This window comes from Sulfuricaulis sp. (assembly GCF_040901545.1).
Lineage (GTDB): Bacteria > Pseudomonadota > Gammaproteobacteria > Acidiferrobacterales > Sulfurifustaceae > Sulfuricaulis.
Genome location: NZ_JBBDYL010000004.1, coordinates 90,612 through 115,754, shown reverse-complemented (window position 1 = coordinate 115,754; position 25,143 = coordinate 90,612). Strand labels below are relative to the sequence as shown.

Genomic DNA, 25,143 nt, shown 5'->3' with positions numbered 1-25,143 from the left:
ATGGGATTAAATCCATGAAACTGACAACCAAAGGTCGTTATGCCGTGACAGCAATGCTGGATCTGGCCCTGCGCTATGACAAGGGGGCTGTGACACTGGCGGAAATCGCCAAACGGCAGGGAATTTCACTGTCGTACCTTGAACAGCTCTTTGCCAAGCTACGTCGCACCGGGTTGGTGGACAGTGTGCGCGGTCCGGGAGGGGGATATACCCTGGCTATGGAGCCGGGAAAAATATCCGTCGCGGAAATTATCGTGGCCATCAATGAAAGCATTGACGCCACGCGTTGCGGCGGAGAGAAGAACTGCCATGGCGATGAAACTTGTCTTACGCATCAGCTGTGGGAGGATCTGAGCATCCGCATTTATGAATTCCTGCATGGGATCACGTTGGGCGATCTGGTCACCAAGCCGCACGTGCAGGAAGTGGCTTCACGCCTGGAAGAAAGGATGCAGGCGTCGGCGCAATGACCCATCATTTTCGTGGCTGGTTCGGATATGCTGACGTATCCCGATATGGCATCCTTAAAGATGGCGGCGGGTGCACGCCGCTATTTGGGTAGATAAAAGCCGAGGTGCCGGAGAGTACTGAATATGAAAAAGCCGATTTATCTGGACTATTCCGCGACCACGCCGGTTGATCCGCGCGTGGCGGAAAAAATGTGCCAGTTCCTGACCCTCGATGGCGAATTCGGCAATCCGGCCTCCCGCTCACATTCCTTTGGGTGGCATGCTGAAGAGGCGGTGGAAGAGGCGCGCGCGCAGGTGGCGGCGCTCATCGGGGCAGATCCCAAGGAAATCGTCTGGACCTCGGGCGCGACCGAGTCCGACAACCTGGCGATCAAAGGCGTGGCGAAATTTTACGAAAAGAAAGGCAAGCATATCGTAACTTGCAAGACAGAACACAAGGCGGTGCTTGATACGTGTCGCCAGCTCGAGCGCGAAGGTTTCGAAATTTCCTACCTCGACCCCGAACCGAACGGACTGCTCGACTTGGAGAAACTCAAGGCCGCAATCCGGCCAGACACCATTCTGGTTTCCGTCATGCACGTGAACAACGAGATCGGCGTCATTCAGGATGTCGCGGCGATTGGAAAGCTTACACGCGAAAGCGGCGTGCTGTTTCACTGCGATGCTGCGCAAAGTGCCGGCAAGGTCCCGATAGACGTGAATGCCATCAATGTCGATCTCATGTCGCTTTCGGCGCACAAGATTTACGGCCCGAAAGGAATCGGCGCGCTGTATGTTCGCCGCAAGCCCCGCGTGCGGCTCGAGGCTCAAATTCATGGCGGAGGACACGAACGCGGGATGCGTTCCGGAACGCTCGCGACACATCAGTGTGCCGGGATGGGCGAAGCGTTCCGCCTGGCTAAAGCGGAAATGCCCGCCGAGATGGCACGGCTCCGCGCGCTACGCGATCGCTTGCTCGATGCTTTCAAGGATATACCCGAGATTTACATCAACGGCGACCTCAATCACCGCATCGCCGGAAATCTCAATATAAGCTTCAATTTTGTCGAAGGCGAATCGCTCATCATGGCGCTTAAGGACATCGCCGTGTCCTCGGGATCAGCCTGTACCTCGGCGAGTTTAGAGCCTTCTTACGTGTTGCGCGCACTTGGCCGCAATGACGAACTGGCGCACAGTTCCATTCGTTTCACCATCGGCCGGTTTACCACGCAGGAAGAAATCGATCATGCGTCTGCACTGGTAAAGGAGAAAGTAGCAAAGCTTCGCTTGCTTTCGCCGCTTTGGGAAATGCACGAGGAAGGCGTGGATCTCAGCAAGGTACAGTGGGCCGCGCATTAAACAGTCCTGAGGACTCAGGACTTGGTACTGGAGGTTTATATGGCATACAGTGACAAAGTATTGGATCATTATGAAAACCCGCGCAACGTGGGTTCGTTCGACAAGAGCGAACCAAATGTCGGTACCGGCATGGTCGGCGCGCCTGCCTGTGGCGATGTCATGAAGCTGCAAATCAAGGTCAACGACCAGGGTGTTATCGAGGATGCCAAATTCAAGACTTACGGCTGCGGAAGCGCTATTGCTTCAAGTTCCCTCTTGACCGAGTGGGTCAAGGGCAAGACGATTGAAGAGGCGGGCAAGATCAAGAATACCCAGATCGTCGAGGAGTTGGCGCTGCCACCGGTCAAGATTCACTGTTCCGTTCTTGCTGAAGATGCAATCAAGGCGGCAATAGCGAATTATCGGGAAAAGTCCGGCGGCAAAGGCAAAAAGGCCGACGCGGCTTGAACCATTTCAGTCAGGCATACGGAATCTTAACGACGTGTCGATCACCTTGACCCAAGCAGCCGCAGAGCGTGTCCGCAATTTCATTCAGCAGCGCGGCAGGGGGGAAGGATTGCGTCTGGGTGTGCGACCGTCAGGTTGCTCGGGAAAGGCTTATGTCATCGAATATGCCGACAAGATCGAGCCCGAGGATCATGTCTATGAAAGTCACGGCGCCAAGATCATTGTCGATGCGAAAAGCCTGATTTATCTCGATGGCACGGAACTCGACTATACCCGCGAAGGATTGAATGAAGGTTTCAAGTTCAATAACCCCAACGTCAAGGACAGCTGCGGCTGCGGCGAAAGCTTCAACGTCTGAGCCGGTGATCGCCTCCGGCATGCGAGCCGCTCCGGAAAAAAATCATTTCGAATTGTTCGGTCTTCCCGTGAAGTTCGATGTTGACTTGGCCGATCTGGTGTCGCGTTATCGTGAAATGCAGCGCCGTATTCATCCGGACAAATTTGCGCATTCCTCCGATCAGGACCGCCGTGTATCGTTGCAGATGACGACGCTGGTCAACGATGCCTTTCAGATACTCAAGGATCCGATCCGGAGAGGCCGTTACCTCCTGAGTCTGCGCGGAGTTGATATCGACGATGAGTCCGATACCTCGATGGATTCGGCATTTCTCCTGGAACAGATGGAATGGCGCGAAAATCTCGAAGCGCTGAGGCAGGCGGATAATCCGCACAAGAAAATAACCGAACTGGCAAACCTGATTGAAAGACGTTTGCAAAAAGGAATTGAAAATTTTCGCGGCGCGGTTGCCGAAAACACCCCGGAAGCTACTTTACGTGCCCGTGATACGGCCAGAGAACTTCAGTTTCTTGAGAAGATGCGCAAGGAAATCGACAACCTTGAGGAAGAAATGGGTTAACCAATCGCCTTAAAGTTGTCAGCATAGGCAGCTTCAACATCATTGAAATCCTCAATCTGATTGTTTCATAACCGTTTCATCTCAGGCGCGGGTCACTGCCTTAACATTAAATGACTATGACATTGTTTCAGATTAGCGAACCGGGCCGGACGAGCGTGCCTCATGAGCGGCGAAGCGCCGTGGGAATTGACCTCGGCACGACCAATTCGCTGGTCGCATGTGTGCGCAATGGCGTGGCTGAAACGCTTCCGGACGAACAGGGCCGCCATCTGCTGCCTTCCGTGGTACGTTATCTGGCCGGGAACAGGCCGGTGGTCGGTTACGAGGCCATTGCCGTGGCGCACGAAGATCCGCTCAATACCATCGCTTCGGTGAAGCGACTGATGGGCCGCGGCATTGAGGATGTGCGAAAACTCGGGAAATTCCTGCCGTATGAGTTTTCACGTGGCGATTCCGCCATGCCACGCATCCGGACCGTAGCCGGCGAGCAAAGTCCGGTGGAAGTGTCAGCCGAAATACTGAAAAACCTAAGAAATCGCGCTTCTGAGATTCTGGGAACAGAAATCGCCGAGGCGGTAATCACCGTGCCTGCCTATTTTGACGAAGCCCAGCGTCAGGCAACCAAGGACGCCGCCCGTATCGCCGGCCTGAATGTCTTGCGATTGCTAAATGAACCGACCGCTGCCGCCGTCGCCTACGGACTCGACAAGAATCCGCAGGGCATCTATGCCATTTACGACCTGGGAGGCGGCACGTTTGACATTTCGCTCCTGCGGCTTAATCGGGGTGTATTCGAGGTGATGGCCACGGCGGGCGATTCCGCATTGGGCGGCGATGACATGGATTATGCAATCGCCGAATGGGCCATGCGCGAGGCGAATATCGAGTATGACGCCGATCACAAACGGTTGCGGCGCTTGTTGCGCGATGCACGCGCAGCCAGAGAGAGCTTGACAATGGACGAAAGCACCACAATTCAAATCGAGCGCAGCCAAAATGACATCTGGCGTGGCGTGCTTAGCCGAAAACACATGCTTTCACTGGTCGATCCACTGATTGATCGTACGCTACCTCCCTGTCGTCGCGCGCTCCGCGATGCCGGCATCCGCTCCGGCGACGTGGATGGCGTGGTGTTGGTAGGCGGCGCGACGCGCATGCCGCGGGTACGTGAAAAGGTCGCGCAATTTTTTGCACGTGAACCTTTGGCGGACATCGATCCGGACAAGGTTGTGGCAATCGGGGCGGCGCTCCAAGCCGATATTTTGATCGGCAACAAACGTGATGAAGATATGCTGTTGCTTGACGTTATTCCCCTGTCGCTGGGTATCGAGATCATGGGCGGCATGGTGGAAAAGATTATCCCCCGCAATACCACCATTCCGGTGGCGAAGGCCCAAAATTTCACCACATTCAAGGACGGTCAGACCGCGCTCCTGATTCACGTGGTCCAAGGCGAGCGTGAACTGGTTTCCGATTGTCGCTCGCTCGCGCGTTTTGAACTTCGCGGTATCCCGCCCATGGCAGCTGGCGCGGCGCGGATCAGGGTATCATTCCAGATCGATGCGGATGGCTTACTCGGTGTTCAAGCCAAAGAGCTGACAACGGGCGTGGAGAGCAGCGTGGTCGTGAAACCGTCTTATGGCCTTACGGACAATGAAATCGAGACGATGTTGCGCGATTCAATAACCTATGCCCGCGATGACGAACAGAAACGCGCGCTCCGTGAACAACAGGTCGACGCCGATCGCTTGATCTCCGCGGTTACGGGAGCGCTTGCGGCCGACGGGCATCTGCTTGATGAAAATGAACGGGATAAAATCGACTTGGCGTTGCGCAACCTGACACATGCGCGGAATGTGACTGAAGTGGCGGTCATCAGGCAATGCATCAAGTCTCTCAATGACGCCACCCAGACGTTTGCCATGCGTCGCATGGACGCGAATGTTCGCAGAGCCCTTGCCGGCCACAAGATCGAGGAGTTCAATCCTCCCGAGGACGCTCCTCAAACATGACGCGCATTACTTTCCTGCCGCATCCACAGATTTGCCCGAAAGGGAAAACCATCGAAGTGGAGCCAGGCATCAGCATCTGCGATGCTGCGCTCAATGCCGGCATTCCAATCGAACACGCGTGTGAAAAATCCTGCGCCTGCACCACTTGTCATGTCGTGGTGCGCAAAGGCTTTGACAGCCTTGGGACCGCCGAGGATAAGGAAGAAGACCTGCTCGACAAGGCTTGGGGATTGGAACCCGAATCGCGTCTTTCCTGTCAGGCCAAGGTCGGGAATCAGGAGCTGGTTGTGGAAATTCCCAAATACACCATCAATCTCGTGTCCGAACAGCATTAAGGAGCCGCCTATGGGACTGAAATGGACCGATACCCGGGATATCGCCATCGAACTGAGCGAGAAGTTTCCGGATGTGAACCCGATGACCGTCCGCTTCACCGATTTGCATAAGTGGGTGATTGGCTTGCCGGATTTCGACGATAAACCCGAGCGAACCGGCGAAAAAATCCTCGAGGCGATTCAGATGGCCTGGATGGAGGAACACGAAGGCTGAGGCGCGCCTCGCGACCACCCAGGGGAAATAGGCCGGTTTCATTGTCTGGCAAGTTGTCAGACGCTACACTATACGCGCAGGTCGGGTGAAAATTTCCTGCTTTTTCCTTAGTTTGCGAGAGTTTTTTGAAAATCACCACAGATGGCAAGCCCAAGGCAATAATTTAACTTGGCTCGCCAAGGTGCAACGGCGCTTACCCGTACGCAGAGGACAATCTTGTCAGATACCGCAAAAACTAATTTGCTTAACCATGACCGTCGGAGCATGCAGGATTTCTTTGCCGGTATCGGTGACCAGCCATTCCGCGCCACGCAGGTTGTAAAGTGGATCCATCAGTACGGCGTGGACAATTTCGATGACATGACGAATTTGAGCAAGGAATTGCGCGCGCGCTTGCGAGATATTGCCGAGATCCGCCTGCCGGAAGTCGAGTTGGATCAGGTGGCGACGGACGGCACGCGCAAGTGGCTGTTGAGATTGATGGATGGCAATTGTATCGAGACCGTGTTTATCCCTGAGGAAGACCGGGGCACGCTGTGTGTCTCATCCCAGGTGGGCTGTACGCTGAATTGCACTTTTTGCGCCACGGGTCATCAGGGGTTCAATCGCAGTTTGACGGTAGACGAAATAATCTCGCAATTGCTTGTCGCCAATCGTTCCCTGGGCCGCGATCCCAAAGGCGAACGGATTATTACCAACGTGGTATTCATGGGTATGGGGGAGCCTCTGCTCAATTTCGAGAACGTCGTTCCGGCCATGCGACTCATGCTGGATGACCATGCTTACGGGTTGTCGCGTCGTCGCGTGACACTTTCTACCGCCGGGGTGGTACCGATGATGGACCGGCTGCGTGAAGCATGTCCCGTCAGTCTGGCGGTATCGCTGCATGCCCCAAACGACCTGTTGCGGAATGAGTTGGTGCCGCTGAACAGGAAATATCCCATACGTGAATTGCTCGGTGCCTGCCGCCGATACTGCGACATTTCGCCACGCAGCCGAATTACCTTTGAATATGTAATGCTTGCCGGCATTAACGATGGCGTAGAGCACGCCCAAGAGCTGGCGGAGCTCCTGATGACGGTGCCGTCGAAAGTCAATTTGATTCCTTTCAACCCATTTCCTCAGACGCGCTACCGGCGGTCATCGAATGAATCCATAGACCGATTTCGTGAAGTGTTGATCAAAGCGGGACTCACCACGATAACCCGCAAAACACGCGGTGACGATATTGACGCCGCCTGCGGCCAGCTTGCCGGCCGAATCCAGGACCGCACGCGCCGTCGTGTGCGTATTATGTCGCAAATCCAATCATGAACGGCAAAGTTTCCATACCGGTACTTCTGCTATTGTCCGCGTTGCTGGTCGGTTGTGCCTCGTCAGCCGAACGACAGGCCAGACGGGAGCAAATCGACAAACGGGTTGAAACGCATGTCATGCTTGGCGCGAGCTATCTGCAGCGAGGTCAACTGGATGTCGCCAAAAAAGAACTGGAAATAGCGCTGAAAGAATCGCCGAACGACTCTCAAGCCAATAATATCATGGCAGTTTTTCAATGGCGCTTGAAGAATTTGGATGAAGCCGAACGCTTATTCCGCCGCGCCCTCGATAGCGATGAAAAAAATCCCTCGGCGCAACACAATTACGGCACTTTTCTTTGCGATCGGGGGAGGCTGGACGAAGCCATTCGATATTTTGATGCCGCAGCGACCAATCAGCTCTATCCCTATGCGGCAGAGGTGAATCTGAATGCCGGGGTTTGTCTGATGAAAAAGCCGTTGCCGTCGGCGGCGGAAAAATACTTCCGCGAAGCGTTAAGAATCAATCCGAAACTGCCTGGCGCACTTTACCAGATGGCTAAAATCAGTCTCGATTCCGGCAATCGGCTGCCGGCACGCGGTTTTATCGAGCGCTATTTCCAAGCCGCGGATGATACGCCGGAAGCGTTATTACTGGCGGTTAAGATCGAGCGCGCGTTGAAAAACAAGAATGCGGAGGCCAGTTATGCATTGCGGTTGCGGAACAAATTTCCCAATTCGCCCGAAACCGAGAAGTTGCACGGCATATCCGGCCCCGGAAAAAGGTAACAAATGGAAAAAAACAATTCTGCCAAACCGCAAGCAACAGAGCAGCCCGCCGGGCCCGGACGCCTGCTGCATCAGGCCCGCAAGGATTTGCGATTGGCGCCGGAAGATGTCGCGCAGATCCTGCACTTGTCGGCGAAACAGATCGTCGCCCTTGAGAAGGACGATTATAAGAATCTGCCAGGCGCGACCTATATTCGCGGATACCTGCGCAATTATGCCCAGCTGCTCGGATTATCACCGGAGAAGGTACTCGAGTCATACAATAATCTCGCGATTTCGTCCAAACCGATCTTTCCGCGCATGTCGATGCCGACACCGCAAATGACAAGCGCTAATCGTCTTGTCAAAGCAGCCACGATGGTATTAGTGATAATCGTGTTGGGGCTGGTTTACCTTTGGTGGCGCAGTGATGGAGCATCGCTTGACCGTGCAACGTTGTTGTCATCCCAGGAAAGCCGAGCGATCACTGCTGAACCGGAAAGCCGGCCGGGTGCGCCCAAACGCGCCTCGGCACCGCCTCCCGGTGGCGACACCCCGCCGATAACCGCTTCATCCCCGGCGACTATGACGGGCTCAAGCGCAGAACAGGGATCGGACCCGACGAGACAGCTCACGCCGGTGAGATCCGCATCGTCCGACAACCGGTCTGCTGCATCGGGCAGCAGCCCTGGTGTTGCTCCGGCCGATGGCCCCAGGCCGGTAGCGTCACTGATCCCGGAAGTCACTGACCGCGCGATCACGCGTACGCGACGGGAAGCGGATATTCCACCCGGAGTTTCCCGATCAAAACTGGTGCTGCGGGCCAGCGAGGAATCCTGGGCCGACATTCGCGATGCCCGGGACAACAAGCTGCTGTATGAAAACATACCGGCAGGGCGCAACATAGCCATTGAGGGCGTGGCCCCTTTCATGATTTTTCTCGGCAATGCGGACGGAGTCCGGGTAGAATTCAATGGACAAAACTTCGATTTCAGCCGTTATCGGCGCGGCCGCATCGCGCGATTTACGGTTGGCGAGAACGCAACGGTGAATTGATGTTTGGTGAAAACCCCATCAAGCGGCGGAAAAGCCGGCGGATTATGGTTGGAAACGTCGCCATAGGAGGCGATGCGCCAATCAGCGTCCAGAGCATGACCAACACGGAGACCACCGACGTGGCGGCGACCGTGGCCCAGATCGACGCCCTGGAGAACGCCGGTGCCGACATCGTGCGCGTGTCCGTCCCGACCATGGATGCCGCCGAGGCGTTTGGGAAAATCAAACAGCAGGTATCGGTTCCGTTGGTGGCGGACATCCACTTCGATTACAAAATCGCATTGCGCGTGGCCGATCTGGGCGCCGATTGCCTGCGCATCAATCCGGGGAATATAGGCCGTCAAGACCGGGTACGCGCCGTGGTGGACGCCGCGCGCGCTCGCGGCATTCCGTTGAGGGTCGGTGTGAATGCCGGTTCGCTCGAGAAAGATTTGCAGAAAAAATATGGCGAGCCGACAGCCGATTCACTTGTTGAATCTGCGCAACGTCATATCGATTATCTCGATAAGCTCGACTTCCACGATTTTAAAGTAAGCGTAAAGGCCTCCGATGTTTTCATGGCGGTGGCGGCCTATCGCAAGCTCGCCACTTTGATCGAACAACCCCTCCATTTGGGGATTACCGAGGCGGGGGGATTCCGCTCCGGCGCCGTGAAATCAGCCATAGGCTTGGGGTTGCTTCTGGCCGATGGCATCGGTGACACCGTCCGCGTCTCGCTGGCGGCCGATCCGGTGGAAGAGGTGCGCGTGGGGTTCGACATACTGAAGGCCCTGCATGTACGCAACAAGGGCATTAACCTCATTGCCTGCCCGTCCTGCTCGCGCCAGGAATTCAACGTTATCGCCACGGTGAACGATCTGGAACAGCGTCTGGAAGACATCAAGGAACCGCTTGATGTCGCCGTGATCGGCTGCTGCGTGAACGGCCCGGGAGAGGCCAGGGCGGCGCATGTCGGGCTGGCGGGCGGAAACCCGAGTCTGCTCTATATCAATGGCAAACCCGATCACAAAATCAATAATGAGCAACTGGCGGATGAGATCGAACGCGTAATCCGTGCTGAATTGCAACGGCGCCGGGTGGAGGGAAACGGCGACGCCACACCGGACAAGAAGGTATTTCCCATCAAGCAGACCGGTTGAGGACAATCCATTGCGCAAGGCCATACAGGCCGTACGGGGCATGAATGATCTGCTGCCGGATGTCGTGGAGCGCTGGCAGTATATAGAATCCGTGACACGGGATGTTCTGTCGGCCTACGGGTATCGCGAAATCCGCCTTCCGGTGCTGGAAAAATCAGAACTGTTTGCGCGCTCCATCGGCAGCGAGACAGATATAGTAGAAAAAGAGATGTACAGTTTCGAGGATCGCAGCGGGGATAACCTCACGTTGCGGCCCGAGGGCACCGCGGGGGTTGTCCGCGCTGGAATCGAGAACGGGTTCTTGCATAACCAGATTCAGCGTTTGTGGTACGCCGGCCCCATGTTTCGCCATGAACGCCCGCAAAAAGGCCGCTATCGACAGTTTCACCAGATCGGGGTTGAGACATTCGGTGTCGATAGCCCGGATATCGACGCAGAACTGATCCTGATCTGTGCCCGCCTGTGGCGTAATCTGGGTCTGAACGGGCTCACGCTGCAATTGAATTCTCTCGGCACTGACGAATCACGTAAAGTTTACCGTGGTGAGCTGGTAAATTATCTCAAGCAGCTAAAAAGCAGACTGGATGATGACAGTCTGAGGCGCCTGGAAAAAAATCCGCTGCGCATTCTTGACAGTAAAAATCCTGCAATGCAAAAGATAATCTCCGGTGCGCCCAGCATCCTGGATTATCTGGACGAACCTTCACTCCGGCATTTTGAAATGTTTGGCGATTATCTCAAACAGGCCGGGATCAGCTATGCGATCAATCATGCCATGGTACGCGGACTCGACTACTATACCCGCACCGTCTTTGAATGGACCACGGACCGTCTGGGCGCGCAGTCGACGGTCTGCGCCGGCGGGAGATATGATAGATTGGTGGAACATCTGGGCGGTAAACCGACTCCGGCATCGGGGTTTGCCCTGGGCATGGAACGACTGGCCGATCTTCTGGCGTTGCATTCCGATGGAGTTCGAACAAAGCACCCGCATGCTTACATGATCCTTCTGGGGGAAGCAGCGCAAAAACACGGCCTGATGCTTTCAGAGCGGCTGCGTGACGCTGAATTGCATATCGAATGTCATTGCGGTGGCGGCGGTCTCAAGGCACAGCTCAAGCGGGCTGATCGGCGCGGCGCGCGTTTTGCGTTACTGCTCGGTGACGAGGAAATCCGTAATCGTTCCGTCTCCGTCAAGGATCTTCGGGACGGTGGCGCACAGTCGTCCGTATCGCAGGAAAAGCTGGTTGAATATCTGCATGAGAAACTAGGCAGGAGATCGAAAACTTGAGTGCTTACGCTGATCAGGAAGAACTGGAAAAACTCAAATCGTGGTGGAAAGAGTATGGCAACTCCCTGATATTTGGAATTGCCTTGGGTGCCGCCATTCTTGTCGGCGTTCGCTATTGGAACCAATACACCGAACAGCGCCTGGATCAGGCCTCGGTCCTTTATGAGCAACTGTTGCAGGAATTCAACCTGAAGAGCAAGGACGCAGCGCGTAAATCCGGTTCAAAGCTGGTAACGGAATATGCTTCCACGCCTTATGCCGGTTTGGCCGGACTGATGCTTGCGCGCCTGGATTTTGAGGCCGGCGATAAGTCTGCCGCACGCCGGCAATTGCAATGGGTGGTGGACCATGCCGAGGATGAGGCGGTGGCGCATGCAGCGCGTTTGCGCCTGGCGCGCCTGTATTTTGGCGACGGCGAAAAAGATGCTGCGCTGGCGCTGCTTAACGTGAATGGCGAAGGTGGTTTTAAAAGCGAGTATGAGGAATTACGCGGCGATATTTACCTCGCGCAAGGCGAAAAAAACCGCGCGCGCGCGGCCTTTCGTGAAGCGCTGAGATCTCTTCCACCCGGTTCGCCTTATGCCCAAATTCTGAATATCAAACTTGACGATCTGGGACCGGATAAAGCTCCATGAATAAAAAATTGATTCTTTTCATGGCCGTCCTGTTGGTCACCGGCTGTGGTGGGGGCAGGTCGGTTCGTGAAGAACCGGCGAAACTTCTCGATTTTCCGGCTGAAAGACGGGTGAAATTGCTATGGAGTGCTTCCAGCGGGGCAAGCGCCGTCGATCGCGCCGTCACCCTGTCTCCGGCAATCGAAGGCGGCGTGATTTACACCTCCGATCCCAAGGGTAACGTCACCGCCTTCACTGCCGACAACGGGCGTAAATCGTGGGAAACAGGCGTGGATCTGCCGATAACGGGGGCCGTGGCGGCCGGCAGTGGAATTGTCGTTGTTGCCAGTAAAAAAGGCCACGTCGTCGCCCTTGATGGGGCGAACGGTAAAAAAATATGGACCGGCAATCTTCCCAGTCAGGTGCTGTCGCCCGCCGCCATTTACGCCGGAGTGGTCGTGGTACAGTCGGTGGATGGAAAGCTTACCGGATTATCGGCGGTTGACGGAAAAAAATTATGGGTCTACGCACGCGCCGAACCGCCGCTTAGCCTTCACGGTACTGCCACACCGGTGGCAACCGATAACGTGGTGTTTTCAGGATTTGCCAGCGGTAAATTGGTTGCTGTCCAGATTCAGGACGGAAAACTCCTGTGGGACATGGCTGTAACTCAACCGCGCGGACGTAACGAGATCGAACGCCTGGTGGATGTGGATGTTTCACCGCTGCTGGTGCGCAACGTCGTTTATGCGGCCAGCTATCAGGGTAAGGTCATTGCCTTGGATGTGCAAACCGGCCGGATTTTGTGGTCGCGAGATATGTCCACGTATTCGGGAATGGATACCGATTCTTCCAATCTCTATCTCACGGACGTCCAGGGTAACGTAATTGCGCTCGACCTGCGTACCGGCGCCAGCGTCTGGAAGCAGGAACAGCTGCGCGCGCGTCTACTGAATGCACCCCGTCATATCGATGGCCAGATTGCCGTCGGTGACCTGGAAGGCTATGTACACTGGTTGTCAGCCGACGACGGACATTTTGTCGCACGCTATCGTGTTGCCAATAACGCTATCCGGTCCCAGCCTCTGGTTCGCGACGATACGCTTTATGTCAGCAGCCAGTCGGGAACACTTGCCGCGCTGCAGCTTGAGAAGAAGTAGCAAACTTGCTACCTGATCGCCGAGGCATCGAGATATCAAGTATTGGTTCGTTACTTCTGCGGTGAAGACGCCGAATATAATCTAAGCACCGATGAAACCCGTTGTTGTCCTGGTAGGCCGGCCTAACGTCGGAAAATCCACACTTTTCAACCGGATGACGCGCAGTCGCGCGGCACTGGTGGCCGATGCGCCTGGACTGACACGCGATCGTCAGTACGGTGATGGACGAATTGGCGACAGACCTTACTTCGTTGTGGATACCGGTGGAATCGTCGATGGAATGCAGAGCGTCAAACCGGGCGATGATCTGGCCATGCATGTCGCATCCCAGGTGCGCGTGGCACTGGCTGAAGCGGACACGGTGATTCTTCTGGTCGATGGACGAGAGGGCATCCATCCCGCTGATCGCGAACTTGCCGCCGATTTACGAAAACGAGGTAAGCCGTTGTGGCTCGCCGTAAATAAATCCGAAGGGCTCGATCCCGCAACGGTGGCAGCGGATTTTTACGAATTGGGCCTGGGCGAGCCCGTGGCCGTTTCCGCCGCGCACGGTGACGGCGTGTCTGAATTGACCCGGCGTGTATTGGCTACCTTGCCGATTACGGAGGAAATCGCCCCGGCCGAGGACATGCCGCGGATTGCCATAATTGGAAAGCCAAACGCGGGTAAGTCCACGCTCGTTAATGCACTGCTGGGCGAGCAGCGGGTGGTGGTCGGCGAATTGCCAGGCACCACCCGTGACAGTATTCATGTTCCGCTCGAGCGCCATGGTCGGCACTATCTGCTGATCGACACCGCCGGCGTCCGGCGCCGTGCCCGAATAGTAGCGCCCTTGGAGAAATTTTCCGTGCTCAAGGCACTTCAAGCCATCGATGAGTCGAATGTCGCGATTCTGGTAATTGATGCCCAGTCTGGTGTGTCCGACCAGGACGCCTCGCTGGCCGGTTATGCGCTACACGCGGGACGTGCGCTGGTGGTGGCCGCAAACAAGTGGGATGCCGTCGAGAAATCCGAGCGAACGTGGGCCAAACGCAAAATCGAACGCAAATTGCCGTTTCTCGAGTTCGCCCGGCTCCACTATATTTCAGCACGCGCGGGGACAAATGTGGCCAGGCTGTTCCCGTCCGTGGACGAGGCTTACGAGTCAGCCAAACGTACCCTGACTACCCCCAAGCTAAATCGTGTCCTCCACGAGGCCGTGACGGCCAATCCGCCACCCCGGATGCATGGTCGGCGCGCGCGCCCCAAATACGCCCACCAGGGAGGCAGAAACCCTCCCCGGATTGTCATACACGGGAATCAGGTCGCCTCGCTTTCCCAGTCTTATCGGCGTTATCTCGCCAATGCGTTTCGTAAGGCCTTTCAGCTTGTCGGTACGCCGGTGTTAATCGAGTGCCGCCAGGAAAAAAACCCCTACAAAGAGATACCCGGCCGCAGCCAGAAAGGTCGCCGGCGATCCGCGGCAAAACCCCGCTCAAAACGCGTGAACTATACTCAGTTGTAGTTTGAAACATAACGCAAATGTTGTGGATTCGCGGCAAAAATATCGGCGAATCAAAACTCGGGGCTAGCGAGGCAGTTACATGGGCGCGTTTCATAGAAATGCTCTCCGATCGGGTCACCGGCTGGCTGAATACGTTATTGAGTCGGTTCTGGGTCACGGCGGATTCGGCATCACTTATCTGGCGCGCGACAAGTCGCTGGGCGCGCTGGTGGCCATCAAGGAATATCTACCGCACGATATCGCTACCCGGGACAACAAAACCGTTGTCATGCCCAGCCCTGCCCGCGAGGCGGTGCGCAATTTTCAGACTGGCATGAAAAATTTCGTCAAGGAAGCCAGGGCGCTGGCCCGCTTCAAGCATTCGAACATCGTACGGGTCTTGCGCTATCTGCAGGCCAACGGAACGGCCTATATGGTCATGGAATACGAGGAGGGACACAGTCTCTCGGATTATCTCAAGCGCCACGGACCACGCCTTGATGAGCAGACGATCCTGCGTGTTTTTATCCCTATTCTGAACGGGCTCTACGCGGTGCATCAGGCTGAAATGCTGCACCTCGACATCAAGCCGGAAAACATTTATTTGCGCAAGAATGGCAGCCCGATGCTGATTGATTTCGGATCAGCCCGGCGGGGAACGGCGCAAATGAATAAAGTCGCCCTGACTCACGGTTACGCGCCCATGGAACAATACCCTGAAAAGGGCACACCGGGACCCTGGACCGATGTCTACGCTATCGGCGCGTCCATGTACCGTTGTATCAGCGGCAGGAAGCCGGAGGATGCCTTGGAGCGTTATCAGGCGATCCTCAAATATCAGGTAGACCCGCTCACGCCGGCGGTGAAGGCCGGGAAAAACAGCTATCAACGTCATGTGCTCGAATGCGTTGACTGGTCCATGCAGGTTTATCCTCGCGACCGTCCACAGACCGCACGCGAGTTGCAGGAAGCTTTGATGGGAAGAGGTGCCTCGACCCGCCTTGCAGCGGTCAGTCAACCGGCGAAGTTCAGGAGCACGTCGTCCATGGGGGGCGGCAAACGCGTGTTCGCGTCCAAGCCCGTAGCACGAAAAGTCGGGCATTCCTCCGCCGTGGCCTGGATGGCGGCGGGTTTGATGGTGGCCAGCCTCTCGCTGGCAGGTTTTCTGTATTGGTCGGGCATCATTACCCAGTGGAAAGGATTTGGAAACTTTCTGACCCTCACCTCGGCGATTGATACCAAGCCGGCGGGAAAATTTTCTGAAAAAAACGTTGCGACGAGGATTGAGCCGGAAATTATCAAACCCCCGCTGAAACCGGTTGAGAAATCCTCGCCGCCTGGCGTACCCGCGCCGCGGCTTGGATCGACAACGAAAAGCGTCGCATTTCCGTCACACCTCGACAATACACTCACCGGCCATCAGGACTGGATACAGTCGCTGGCATTTTCACCGGATGGGAAATGGTTTGCATCGGCCAGCCTTGACCGGAGCATCAGGCTTTGGGAGACAAATAACGGATCGCTCCTGGGTACATTGCAACAAAGTTACGCGGTCAATGCGGTGGCGATCTCATCGGACGGAATGTGGCTGGCATCCGTGGGCGATGACGGGACAGTAAGATTGTGGGAAGCGAAAACGGGAACACCGCGCGGCGCCTTGAGCGTGCCGAATACGTCGGTATACACGGTGGCATTTTCCCCCAACGGAAAGCTTATCGCTGCCGCCGGCAAGGATAGAAATGTGTATGTTTGGGAAGTGAATGGCGGCAAACGCGTGCTTACGCTGGAAGGGCATACGGGTGATATCTATTCCATTGACTTCTCTCCCGATGGAAGATTCCTCGCCTCCGGCGGTGCAGACAAAACCATTCACATCTGGAAGGTGGCAAACGGCGAGATTTTGACCACGCTGGTCGGTCATAACGATAGAGTAATGTCGGTGGTCTATTCACCGAACGGGAGATGGCTGGCTTCCGGCGATGCCGGAAAGGCGATACGGCTGTGGGATGCGGCCAGCGCCACACATGTCCGCACCATTACCAATGACACGGCCGTGTTGACGCTGTCTTTTTCAATGGACAGTCGATGGCTGGCCGCGGGACTTATTGACAATACCATCCAGATATTCGATGTCAGCAGCGGGATGCTGGCGCAGACGCTGACCGGCCATCAGGATTATGTGCAGTCCGTGGCCTTTTCTCCGGAAAGCAGCTTGCTCATCTCCGCCGGCCGGGACAAGACCATCCGCTTCTGGAAATAAAATTAAATATTTACCGGCGTTGTTCAATGCATTGAGGGAAAATCGTCACTTTTTTCCGCCGCCGGTTATTTCGGGGACAAAAAGCGCCGGGTCGATGCGGCTGTTGTTCAGGCTTATCGTCCAGTGCAGATGCGGACCGGTGACGCGACCGGACATTCCCACTTCACCCAATTTTTGGCCCTGCCTGACATAAACTCCGCGCTCGACCGTGATGCGGCTCAGGTGATTGAGCATGCTGATGAGCCCCTGGCCATGATTGATGAAAACAGTTTTTCCGTTGAAAAAATAATCCCCGGTTTCCATGACTGTTCCATCCAGCGGCGCAACCACCGGTGTACCGATGGGCGCGGCGATGTCAATTCCGCTGTGTGGCAGTCGGGGCTGTTCATTGAAATAACGCCGCAATCCAAAGACACTGCTGATGCGGCCGTGTACCGGAAGCCGGAATTGCAATGACGCGATTGACTCATCCGTCCAGGAATGAAACAGGCTTTGCACGAGTTTTTGTTCACGCGCGATGCGAATCAGATCCGCTTCGGTCGGCTCCACCATGCGCCGGTCCATTAGCTTCAGCCGCTGCTCCGCGTATTCCTTGGGGTGGACCAGAAACGCATGTTTTTCAGTCATGCCCTGGCTGTTGTGGGTCGTGATGACTTGCGGACCGGGCGCCACGGTGAGCGGCAATCCGACCACAGCCCGCCACTTGCCGTCATGACGCAGCACCATGACGCGGTTATTTTCGTAGCGTACCTCCGGCGGCGGTTCACTGTCCGATGTCAGCGGAATTATCGCAATGCCGCCAGGCACCGGGCTTTCACGCGGTAATCCCTGGGCGGCATATACCGTCGCTCCCAGCAGCAAGCACAAAAATGCCGCCAGCTTAGTCCTCACGGGATTCTTCCACCAGACAATCGAGCGAACCGCGCGCTAAACGTGCCCGAATCCGCTCTCCCGATTTGACCGCATTGGCATCGGTCACGATGACACCCGTCGCCGGCCGTTGCACGATGGCGTAACCACGCGCGAGCGTGGCCAACGGACTCAGTGCCTGCAAGGTCTGCATGATTTGACGCAAGCGGAAATCCGCCCGTTCCAGTTCGCGTTCTACAGCCGTAATGAGACGCGAGGAAAGGTAATGATGACGGTGTGCCGCCTGCCGCAGTTTCGGTTGCGGCGAATGTTGCAGCAGTCTCGCCATCACCGTTTGCCACTTCGAGCGACACTCGCGCAGCGCGGAAATCTGTGCCGATTGCAGCCGCTGATAAGTCGCGGTGAACGCCTGTTGAAGCAGCTTCAGGCGGTGACTGGGGTGAACCAGGCGCGCACTCAACCAATCGATAAGCTGGTATCGATTGCGCAGGCGACCGCGAATTTCCGAGACCAGCCGAGTCTCGATCCGGGCAAACTGCGCGAGCCATTCCTGCTGATCGGGACTCAACATTTCAGCGGCCGCCGTGGGAGTGGGTGCGCGGACGTCGGCGGCCATATCGGCAATGGTGAAATCGGTTTCATGGCCAATACCACTGACGATTGGAATCGAACAGGCGGATATGGCGCGCGCCACAATTTCCTCGTTGAAGGGCCATAGATCCTCGAGTGAACCGCCGCCGCGCGCCAGGATCAGGGCGTCACATTCCCGCCTTGCATCCGCCAGCCGGATGGCGGCGGCAATTTTTTCCGCCGCGCCTTCGCCTTGCACCGGAACCGGATAAACCATCACGGCGATTGCCGGGAAACGCCGGCGCAGGGTGGTGAGTATGTCATGCAAAACAGCGCCGGAAGTCGAGGTGACGATTCCAATGCGACGTGGAAGTCTCGGCAATGGTTTTTTTCGCGCCGCGTCGAAGAGCCCTTCCTGGGACAATCTTGATTTGAGAGCATCGAAGGCACGGCGCAGAGCGCCTTCGCCGGCTTCCTCCAGGTACTCGACGATAATCTGATAATCACCGCGACCCTCATACAGGCTCACGCGCGCGCGCGTGAGCACGTGCAACCCGTCCTTGAGCACAATGCCGAGCTGGCGGTGGTATTGCCGAAAAAAGGCGCAACGAACCTGAGCCTGAGCATCCTTGAGGGAAAAATACACATGTCCGGAGGCAGGGCGTGAGAGATTGGATATTTCACCTTCGATCCAGACGGGCGGAAATCCGCCCTCGAGCAATACTTTGACCTCGCGATTGAGGCGCGAAACCGTGTAAATATCCCGAGAGCGGGCCGCGGCTGACAGCGGAAGTTCCATATCGAAACATATCCTCGTTTAACCGCCAAGCAATATTCCCGATCGGCATGGTTTCATCCTGCATCCACCGACGCTCAGCGACAGCTGGGAAATTCCGGGATGAGCCACAAACCCGCGAACCCAGAGTATGCCGGGTTACTGAAAGATGGTTTCGGGATTGGCGTTGTCTTTTGCCTGTTGTTGGGCTAACCGCGCTTCTACCAGTGCTTTCTTGGTGTTGCTCATGGCCTTTTTGAATTCCTGTTCCGCAACGGCGCGATGGCCTTCCTTTTCCGCCTTGTCAGCGGCGGCCTTGGCTGCTCTGGATTCCATCAGATATTTTTCCGTGTTGAACCAGAGAAATCCCGTTCTATCGGCGAGCTTTATCTCATTTTCGGCCTGAGAGAGAAGGTTATTGTATTCGTCGTCGTTGATAACGCTGGCGCACCCCGCCAGCGCCACGGTCAGAACGCCTGCCAAGATCACATGTTTCATTCATTTCCTCCAGAGCCTGCGGACAGTTGAATCAGGATCACGTTAAAACACAAACCAGGTCGGGTCAACGGGTAAATGGGCAGCGGCAGGTTTCCCGGCTGTAAAAACCCGAGACATCGATGGGGTTCACGCGGCCGCCAGTTTACGGTGATCGACGATTTACGTATAATGCGGCATGCGTATAGTCCAGGAAGCACTTACATTTGATGATGTCCTGCTTCTTCCTGCGCACTCGACCGTCCTGCCCAAGGACGTGGAACTGAAAACCTCCCTTACCCGCCGCATCGGTCTCAATATTCCCTTGTTGTCCGCCGCCATGGATTCAGTGACGGAGTCGCGCGCGGCGATATGCCTTGCTCAGGAAGGAGGTCTGGGTGTCATACATAAAAACCTCACGCCCGCAAGACAGGCGGATGAAGTGCGGCGAGTGAAGAAGTTCGAGGCCGGCATCATCAGCGATCCGATAACGGTGACGCCGGACACCACCATTCGCAAAGTACTTGAATTGACGCGCGCGCAACACATCTCCGGTGTCCCGGTAACGCAGGGCGAGAAGCTTGTCGGAATCGTAACCAGCCGCGATCTGCGTTTTGAGACCCGCTATGACGAGCCGGTATCGCGCATCATGACGCCGCAGGAAAAACTGGTTACCGTCAAGGAGGGTGCTGCGCGCGAGGAAATACTCAAACTCCTTCATGAGCATCGCATCGAAAAAATCCTGGTGGTTGACGGCAAATTCGGTCTCAAGGGCCTGATAACCGTCAAGGACATCCAGAAATCAACCGAATATCCGCGTTCCGCCAAGGACCCCAAGAGCCGTTTGCGCGTCGGTGCCGCGGTCGGGGTAGGCCGGGGTACGGAAGAACGCGTCGAACGCCTGGTCGAGGCGGAGGTGGACGTCATCGTCGTGGATACCGCGCACGGTCATACCAAGGGCGTGCTGGATCGCGTGCGCTGGATCAAGCAGCATTATCCTGACATGCAAGTGATCGGCGGGAACATTGCCACGAGTGAAGCGGCGATATCATTGCGTGATGCCGGGGCGGATGGCGTGAAAGTCGGCATCGGTCCGGGCTCGATCTGCACCACGCGCATCGTTGCCGGTGTCGGCGTGCCGCAGTTAACGGCCATTTCCAATGTCGCGGAAGCGCTGAAGGGGGCGGATATCCCTGTCATTGCCGACGGCGGAATTCGTTACTCCGGGGATATCGCCAAGGCGCTCGCTGCCGGGGCGCACACCGTCATGATCGGCAGTTTGCTTGCCGGCACGGATGAATCGCCCGGCCAGGTGGAAATTTTCCAAGGCCGCTCATACAAGTCTTATCGCGGTATGGGGTCGCTCGGCGCGATGGGCGAGGGCTCCAGCGACCGTTACTTTCAGGAAGAAACCAAGGGTGACAAACTTGTCCCGGAAGGTGTCGAGGGCCGGGTACCCTACAAAGGTCCGATGATCAATATTATCCATCAGCTCATGGGCGGTCTCCGTTCCAGCATGGGCTATACCGGTTGTGCGACCATTGAAGCGCTCCGCACCAAAACCCATTTTGTGCGCATTACCGCCGCCGGGGTCCGTGAATCGCACGTGCATGATGTGATGGTGACCAAGGAAGCGCTGAATTATCAGAGGGAGTAGCACGTGGCAAGTAGCAAGTGACAAGGATATGAAATTTTTTTCTTGCTACTTGAAACTTGTTACTTGCTACTGATGTCATGGATCCGCACTCGCAAAAAATCCTGATCCTAGATTTCGGCTCGCAGTACTCCCAGCTTATCGCCCGTCGCGTGCGCGAGGCCGGAGTGTATTGCGAGCTGCATCCGTTTGATACACCGATTAATGAAATACGAAATTTTGCTCCGCGGGGCATCATTTTGTCGGGAGGGCCGGAGTCCGTCACGCAGTCGGAGACGCCGCGAGCGCCCAGGGAAATTTTTGACATGCATGTTCCCGTTCTCGGGATCTGCTACGGCCAGCAAACCATGGCGGCGCAACTGGGGGGATCCGTGCAGAGTTCCGACAAGCGCGAGTTCGGCTATGCACGCGTACGCGTGCACGGGCATTCCAAGCTTTTCCGGGATTTGCGTGACGAAAGCGAAGATTCCGGCGCGGAATGGTTGCATGTCTGGATGAGCCACGGCGATCGCGTCACCCGGCTTCCGCCGGGGTTCAAGGTGATTGCGGATACCGCTGCGGCGCCGTACGCCGGAATCGCCGACGAGTCGCGTGGATTCTACGGCATCCAGTTCCATCCGGAAGTGACGCACACCACCCAGGGGCGCGCGATCCTGCAACGGTTTATACACGACATCTGCGGCTGCGGTTCGTTATGGACGCCGGGGAACATTGTCGAAAGCATGATTCAGTCGGTGCGCGCCCAGGTGGGTCAGGACGAAGTGGTTCTGGGGCTCTCCGGTGGCGTGGATTCCTCCGTGGTCGCCGCCTTGCTGCATCGCGCCATCGGGAAACAACTCACCTGTATTTTTGTGGACAATGGCTTGATGCGCCTCAATGAAGGCGATCAAGTGATGGATACCTTCGCGCGTCACATGGGCGTCAAGGTCGCGCGCGTCATGGCGGAGGACCGGTTCCTGGCGGCGCTCAAGGGAGTGTCCGATCCGGAGCAGAAGCGCAAGATCATCGGGGGGATATTTATTGAAGTATTCGAGGAACAGGCCGCGAAAATAAAAAATGCCAAATGGCTGGCTCAGGGGACGATCTATCCCGATGTGATTGAATCCGCGGATGCCAAGACCAAGAAGGCGCATGTCATCAAATCGCATCATAACGTGGGCGGGCTGCCGGAAATCATGAACATCAAGCTGCTCGAGCCGTTGCGGGAGTTGTTCAAGGATGAAGTTCGCCGCATCGGCGAGGAACTCGGGCTCCCCCACCAGATGGTTTACCGCCATCCGTTTCCCGGGCCGGGGCTTGGGGTCCGTATTCTGGGTGAAGTCAAGAAGGAATACGCCGATCTCCTGCGACGGGCCGATGCAATCTATCTCGAAGAACTTCAGCGCCACAATCTCTACGAGAAAATCAGTCAGGCCTTCGCCGTATTTCTTCCGGTCAAATCGGTTGCCGTGCTCGGAGATGCGCGCGCCTACGATTACGTGATCGCGTTGCGTGCCGTGGAATCGGTGGATTTCATGACCGCCAACTGGGCGCCGATACCCTACGATGTGCTCGGTATTATTTCCAATCGCATCATCAATGAGATCCGAGGCGTCTCGCGCGTGGTTTACGATATCTCCGGCAAGCCGCCGGCCACTATCGAATGGGAATAGCTCCGTTGCGATCAAGCGATGAGGCGTTCATGCGCCGCGCCCTCGCGTTGGCCCGGCACGCCGAAGACGCCGGTGAAGTACCGGTGGGGGCGCTGATCGTTCGCGACGATGAGGTGATCGGAGAAGGCTGGAACCAACCGATTGCCTCGTACGATCCGACCGCGCATGCCGAGATCGTGGCATTGCGCGCCGCGACGGCACGGGTGAAAAATTATCGTCTTCCGGATGCGGTTTTATATGTAACGCTGGAACCCTGTGCCATGTGTGCCGGCGCCATTGTCCAGGCACGCATCGCACGCGTCGTATACGGTGCCGCCGATCCCAAGTCCGGCGCCGCCGGCAGTGTTGTCAATCTGCTGGATTCAACTGCGTTCAATCATCGCGCGCAGATCACAGGCGGCGTGTTGGCCGAGGACTGCCGGCACGTGCTTCAGAAATTCTTTCAAGCACGCCGCAGTGACCGTGAGTCGTAAGTCGTGAATCGTGATTCGTAAAACGCAAAAAAACTTTTACTTCTCACGGTTCACGATTTACGGTTCACGACTCACGGCAGTTATATTGCCGGTGCCTTCAAATCCAGCGCCCGGGGTTTATTTTTGGCTTTTTCCTCGTCGTCGATTTTTACCAGAACGTCATAATATGTCCGCACGCGGTTGACAAAGATAACCGATTCCATTCCGCGGGCGTAACCGTATTTGGTTTTACCATACCAGTTCTTATCAGACAGCAGCGGCAGATTATTCTTGACGTCATTCCATTTGTTCGGGTCACCACCTTTTTTCTGTGTGATTATTCGTGCATCTTCGAGGTGATTGATTCCGATGTTATAGGCCGCGAGCGCCATCCATTGACGGTCAGGGCCGGTGATGCCGGCGGGCATACGATCGATCAGATTCAGAATATAACGTGTGCCGCCGTCAATGCTTTGCGCCGGATCCAGACGGTCGCTGATTTCAAGTTGTCCGGCGGTTTCTTCCGTCAGCATCATGATGCCGCGCACGCCGGTCGGTGAGGTGGCGAGCGGTTCCCAAAAGGATTCCTGGTAACTGATGGCCGCCAGCAGCCGCCAGTCAACATCGTATTTCTTTCCCGCGTTCTCGAACATAATCTGGAATTCGGGTAATCGGCTGCGTATGCGTACCTTGTAAACGCTCATATTTATAAAGTTCGAACGGCTGGCCGGGCCGTAATAGCGGTCTATCAATTGCGCCAGTTCTCCCGAGGCACGGCTTTGTTCCAGGAATTTCTCCGCCGCATGTAGCAGGCTCCGGTCTGCGCTCTGAGGGAAAGCCCAGGCCAGCAATTTCGGTTTGGGCATGGTGAATGCAACCTGGAGGTCGGGGAAGTACTGGCGGTTTACTGACATAATGTTTGAATCCGAAATGGTAAGCTCAACCAGACCTTGCCAGACTTGCAACAGCAATTCCTCGGTATCCTTGCTCACTTCCGTCCATTTCAGATCGGGATATTCCCGCTTAAGTTCCTGGAGGAGTTCTACCTGGCTGGTTCCGGCCTGGACATCAACGTGCCGTCCGACCAGATCCGCCACGGTGGCCGGACGGTCCGTGCCCAAGCGATAGATCACTTGTTGGCGAATCTGTTGATACGGCGGACCGAATTGCACCACTTTGCGGCGCGCCTCCGTGATCGTAATTCCGGCTGCAGCCATATTGGCTTCCCCTTTGATCAGTCGCGGGAGGATATCGTTGAACTTTTCCGCCACGATGAAACGAGGTTTGACGCCGAGGTAATTGGCGAAACTCGTTACCAGATCGTACTCGAATCCGGCCGGTCCTTCCGGAGTGTCGAAAAAGGTGGTTGGACTCGTGCGCGTCAGCACCACAAGTTCTCCGCCCGTTTTAATGGCCTTCAGGCCGTTATTCTCCGTTAGCGAACAGGACAGAAGGGCAGGGAGCATGATCGATACGAGCAGAATCGAACGAATGATTCGCCTCACGGCATTGGCGAGGTTGGACGGTAATAGCGACTCGATGGGGACCATGGCTGCAATCTAATGGAACATATCCCGGGGATTGCAAATATCACGTCTGGTTGAATTGATGCCCGTTGGTATAATAACCGTTCCGGGAGAGGTACCGAAGCGGTCATAACGGCGCTGACTCGAAATCAGATGGGCGGAAACGCCACGGGGGTTCGACGAGGATCGCCGGGAGCGATCCCGAACGCCGCGCCAGCGGCGGCCCCGAAGGGGCGAGGCGCAGGGATGCGCCGAGTAATCCCTCCCGCTATTAAATTAATTCCATGATTCGGATGCTGATATAATCCCATTTTCCGGAGAGGTACCGAAGCGGTCATAACGGCGCTGACTCGAAATCAGATGGGCGGAAA

General features: G+C 56.1%; 24 protein-coding genes and 1 tRNA gene (1 of these 25 cut by a window edge). 21 read left to right on the top strand and 4 right to left on the bottom strand.

What is annotated here, in order from left to right; translation table 11 throughout:
- Window positions 1-14 precede the first annotated feature (14 nt).
- The 17 genes from WD823_RS00725 to WD823_RS00645 all read left to right on the top strand — a co-directional run bounded on the left by WD823_RS00725 (window position 15) and on the right by WD823_RS00645 (window position 16,799).
- On the top strand, window positions 15-470 hold the full coding sequence (locus WD823_RS00725; protein WP_368427555.1) for an Rrf2 family transcriptional regulator: 456 nt from the start codon (window positions 15-17) through the stop codon (window positions 468-470).
- Window positions 471-593: 123 nt separating this feature from the next.
- The gene (locus tag WD823_RS00720; protein ID WP_368427554.1) at window positions 594-1,808 is read left to right on the top strand and encodes an IscS subfamily cysteine desulfurase; all 1,215 of its coding nucleotides are present in this window, start codon (window positions 594-596) and stop codon (window positions 1,806-1,808) included.
- 39 nt (window positions 1,809-1,847) lie between these two features.
- Window positions 1,848-2,255, top strand: a complete 408-nt coding sequence (iscU, locus tag WD823_RS00715) for a Fe-S cluster assembly scaffold IscU (protein ID WP_368427553.1) — start codon at window positions 1,848-1,850, stop codon at window positions 2,253-2,255.
- A 34-nt stretch (window positions 2,256-2,289) separates the two neighbouring features.
- Window positions 2,290-2,613, top strand: a complete 324-nt coding sequence (iscA, locus tag WD823_RS00710; protein ID WP_368427552.1) for an iron-sulfur cluster assembly protein IscA — start codon at window positions 2,290-2,292, stop codon at window positions 2,611-2,613.
- A gap of 19 nt (window positions 2,614-2,632) precedes the next feature.
- Window positions 2,633-3,172: a Fe-S protein assembly co-chaperone HscB gene (gene hscB / locus WD823_RS00705; RefSeq protein WP_368427551.1), complete on the top strand. Its 540-nt coding sequence runs from the start codon at window positions 2,633-2,635 to the stop codon at window positions 3,170-3,172.
- A gap of 116 nt (window positions 3,173-3,288) precedes the next feature.
- The gene (hscA, locus tag WD823_RS00700) at window positions 3,289-5,184 is read left to right on the top strand and encodes a Fe-S protein assembly chaperone HscA (protein WP_368427631.1); all 1,896 of its coding nucleotides are present in this window, start codon (window positions 3,289-3,291) and stop codon (window positions 5,182-5,184) included.
- Complete coding sequence (gene fdx, locus WD823_RS00695; RefSeq protein WP_368427550.1) at window positions 5,181-5,519, top strand: ISC system 2Fe-2S type ferredoxin; 339 nt, start codon at window positions 5,181-5,183, stop codon at window positions 5,517-5,519. Before hscA ends, fdx begins: the two co-directional genes overlap by 4 nt.
- A gap of 10 nt (window positions 5,520-5,529) precedes the next feature.
- On the top strand, window positions 5,530-5,733 hold the full coding sequence (iscX, locus tag WD823_RS00690; RefSeq protein WP_368427549.1) for a Fe-S cluster assembly protein IscX: 204 nt from the start codon (window positions 5,530-5,532) through the stop codon (window positions 5,731-5,733).
- Between the two features lie 216 nt (window positions 5,734-5,949).
- Window positions 5,950-7,047, top strand: coding sequence for a 23S rRNA (adenine(2503)-C(2))-methyltransferase RlmN (gene rlmN / locus WD823_RS00685; protein WP_368427548.1), 1,098 nt, complete (start codon window positions 5,950-5,952; stop codon window positions 7,045-7,047).
- On the top strand, window positions 7,044-7,817 hold the full coding sequence (gene pilW, locus WD823_RS00680; RefSeq protein WP_368427547.1) for a type IV pilus biogenesis/stability protein PilW: 774 nt from the start codon (window positions 7,044-7,046) through the stop codon (window positions 7,815-7,817). Before rlmN ends, pilW begins: the two co-directional genes overlap by 4 nt.
- Window positions 7,818-7,820: 3 nt before the next feature.
- Window positions 7,821-8,852, top strand: a complete 1,032-nt coding sequence (locus WD823_RS00675; protein ID WP_368427546.1) for a RodZ domain-containing protein — start codon at window positions 7,821-7,823, stop codon at window positions 8,850-8,852.
- Window positions 8,852-9,991 carry a flavodoxin-dependent (E)-4-hydroxy-3-methylbut-2-enyl-diphosphate synthase gene (gene ispG, locus WD823_RS00670; RefSeq protein WP_368427545.1) on the top strand — a complete coding sequence of 380 codons (1,140 nt, stop codon included), beginning with the start codon at window positions 8,852-8,854 and terminating at the stop codon, window positions 9,989-9,991. The genes WD823_RS00675 and ispG overlap by 1 nt, the downstream gene beginning before the upstream one ends.
- A gap of 10 nt (window positions 9,992-10,001) precedes the next feature.
- Complete coding sequence (gene hisS, locus WD823_RS00665) at window positions 10,002-11,282, top strand: histidine--tRNA ligase (protein WP_368427544.1); 1,281 nt, start codon at window positions 10,002-10,004, stop codon at window positions 11,280-11,282.
- The gene (locus tag WD823_RS00660) at window positions 11,279-11,917 is read left to right on the top strand and encodes a YfgM family protein (RefSeq protein ID WP_368427543.1); all 639 of its coding nucleotides are present in this window, start codon (window positions 11,279-11,281) and stop codon (window positions 11,915-11,917) included. The genes hisS and WD823_RS00660 overlap by 4 nt, the downstream gene beginning before the upstream one ends.
- The gene (gene bamB / locus WD823_RS00655; protein ID WP_368427542.1) at window positions 11,914-13,056 is read left to right on the top strand and encodes an outer membrane protein assembly factor BamB; all 1,143 of its coding nucleotides are present in this window, start codon (window positions 11,914-11,916) and stop codon (window positions 13,054-13,056) included. Before WD823_RS00660 ends, bamB begins: the two co-directional genes overlap by 4 nt.
- Before the next feature lie 91 nt (window positions 13,057-13,147).
- Window positions 13,148-14,560, top strand: coding sequence for a ribosome biogenesis GTPase Der (gene der, locus WD823_RS00650; RefSeq protein WP_368427541.1), 1,413 nt, complete (start codon window positions 13,148-13,150; stop codon window positions 14,558-14,560).
- A 79-nt stretch (window positions 14,561-14,639) separates the two neighbouring features.
- Window positions 14,640-16,799 carry a protein kinase gene (locus WD823_RS00645; RefSeq protein WP_368427540.1) on the top strand — a complete coding sequence of 720 codons (2,160 nt, stop codon included), beginning with the start codon at window positions 14,640-14,642 and terminating at the stop codon, window positions 16,797-16,799.
- Between the two features lie 45 nt (window positions 16,800-16,844).
- Here WD823_RS00645 and WD823_RS00640 read toward each other — a convergent pair whose 3' ends face one another.
- The 3 genes from WD823_RS00640 to WD823_RS00630 all read right to left on the bottom strand — a co-directional run bounded on the left by WD823_RS00640 (window position 16,845) and on the right by WD823_RS00630 (window position 19,512).
- The gene (locus WD823_RS00640) at window positions 16,845-17,690 is read right to left on the bottom strand and encodes a peptidoglycan DD-metalloendopeptidase family protein (RefSeq protein WP_368427539.1); all 846 of its coding nucleotides are present in this window, start codon (window positions 17,688-17,690) and stop codon (window positions 16,845-16,847) included.
- Window positions 17,680-19,038, bottom strand: coding sequence for an exodeoxyribonuclease VII large subunit (xseA, locus tag WD823_RS00635; RefSeq protein ID WP_368427538.1), 1,359 nt, complete (start codon window positions 19,036-19,038; stop codon window positions 17,680-17,682). The genes WD823_RS00640 and xseA overlap by 11 nt, the downstream gene beginning before the upstream one ends.
- A gap of 135 nt (window positions 19,039-19,173) precedes the next feature.
- Window positions 19,174-19,512: a hypothetical protein gene (locus tag WD823_RS00630; RefSeq protein ID WP_368427537.1), complete on the bottom strand. Its 339-nt coding sequence runs from the start codon at window positions 19,510-19,512 to the stop codon at window positions 19,174-19,176.
- Window positions 19,513-19,687: 175 nt separating this feature from the next.
- On the opposite strand from WD823_RS00630, the gene guaB reads away from it, so the two are divergent.
- The 3 genes from guaB (at window position 19,688) to tadA (ending at window position 23,267) form a co-directional block, all read left to right on the top strand.
- Window positions 19,688-21,145, top strand: a complete 1,458-nt coding sequence (gene guaB, locus WD823_RS00625; RefSeq protein ID WP_368427536.1) for an IMP dehydrogenase — start codon at window positions 19,688-19,690, stop codon at window positions 21,143-21,145.
- A gap of 77 nt (window positions 21,146-21,222) precedes the next feature.
- On the top strand, window positions 21,223-22,794 hold the full coding sequence (gene guaA, locus WD823_RS00620) for a glutamine-hydrolyzing GMP synthase (RefSeq protein ID WP_368427630.1): 1,572 nt from the start codon (window positions 21,223-21,225) through the stop codon (window positions 22,792-22,794).
- Window positions 22,785-23,267, top strand: coding sequence for a tRNA adenosine(34) deaminase TadA (gene tadA / locus WD823_RS00615; RefSeq protein ID WP_368427535.1), 483 nt, complete (start codon window positions 22,785-22,787; stop codon window positions 23,265-23,267). Before guaA ends, tadA begins: the two co-directional genes overlap by 10 nt.
- Window positions 23,268-23,347: 80 nt before the next feature.
- Here tadA and mltF read toward each other — a convergent pair whose 3' ends face one another.
- Window positions 23,348-24,796 carry a membrane-bound lytic murein transglycosylase MltF gene (gene mltF / locus WD823_RS00610; protein ID WP_368427534.1) on the bottom strand — a complete coding sequence of 483 codons (1,449 nt, stop codon included), beginning with the start codon at window positions 24,794-24,796 and terminating at the stop codon, window positions 23,348-23,350.
- Window positions 24,797-25,088: 292 nt separating this feature from the next.
- Here mltF and WD823_RS00605 point away from each other — a divergent pair.
- Window positions 25,089-25,143: transfer RNA gene (locus tag WD823_RS00605), tRNA-Ser, on the top strand (it continues 134 nt past the right edge of the window).

Coding starts and splice junctions, on each gene's coding strand:
- WD823_RS00725 (WP_368427555.1), top strand. CDS start 15: ATGAAACTGACAACCAAAGGTCGTTATGCCGTGACAGCAATGCTGGAT.
- WD823_RS00720 (WP_368427554.1), top strand. CDS start 594: ATGAAAAAGCCGATTTATCTGGACTATTCCGCGACCACGCCGGTTGAT.
- iscU (WP_368427553.1), top strand. CDS start 1,848: ATGGCATACAGTGACAAAGTATTGGATCATTATGAAAACCCGCGCAAC.
- hscB (WP_368427551.1), top strand. CDS start 2,633: ATGCGAGCCGCTCCGGAAAAAAATCATTTCGAATTGTTCGGTCTTCCC.
- hscA (WP_368427631.1), top strand. CDS start 3,289: ATGACATTGTTTCAGATTAGCGAACCGGGCCGGACGAGCGTGCCTCAT.
- fdx (WP_368427550.1), top strand. CDS start 5,181: ATGACGCGCATTACTTTCCTGCCGCATCCACAGATTTGCCCGAAAGGG.
- iscX (WP_368427549.1), top strand. CDS start 5,530: ATGGGACTGAAATGGACCGATACCCGGGATATCGCCATCGAACTGAGC.
- pilW (WP_368427547.1), top strand. CDS start 7,044: ATGAACGGCAAAGTTTCCATACCGGTACTTCTGCTATTGTCCGCGTTG.
- WD823_RS00675 (WP_368427546.1), top strand. CDS start 7,821: ATGGAAAAAAACAATTCTGCCAAACCGCAAGCAACAGAGCAGCCCGCC.
- ispG (WP_368427545.1), top strand. CDS start 8,852: ATGTTTGGTGAAAACCCCATCAAGCGGCGGAAAAGCCGGCGGATTATG.
- bamB (WP_368427542.1), top strand. CDS start 11,914: ATGAATAAAAAATTGATTCTTTTCATGGCCGTCCTGTTGGTCACCGGC.
- der (WP_368427541.1), top strand. CDS start 13,148: ATGAAACCCGTTGTTGTCCTGGTAGGCCGGCCTAACGTCGGAAAATCC.
- WD823_RS00645 (WP_368427540.1), top strand. CDS start 14,640: ATGGGCGCGTTTCATAGAAATGCTCTCCGATCGGGTCACCGGCTGGCT.
- xseA (WP_368427538.1), bottom strand. CDS start 19,038: ATGGAACTTCCGCTGTCAGCCGCGGCCCGCTCTCGGGATATTTACACG.
- WD823_RS00630 (WP_368427537.1), bottom strand. CDS start 19,512: ATGAAACATGTGATCTTGGCAGGCGTTCTGACCGTGGCGCTGGCGGGG.
- guaB (WP_368427536.1), top strand. CDS start 19,688: ATGCGTATAGTCCAGGAAGCACTTACATTTGATGATGTCCTGCTTCTT.
- guaA (WP_368427630.1), top strand. CDS start 21,223: ATGGATCCGCACTCGCAAAAAATCCTGATCCTAGATTTCGGCTCGCAG.
- tadA (WP_368427535.1), top strand. CDS start 22,785: ATGGGAATAGCTCCGTTGCGATCAAGCGATGAGGCGTTCATGCGCCGC.
- mltF (WP_368427534.1), bottom strand. CDS start 24,796: ATGGTCCCCATCGAGTCGCTATTACCGTCCAACCTCGCCAATGCCGTG.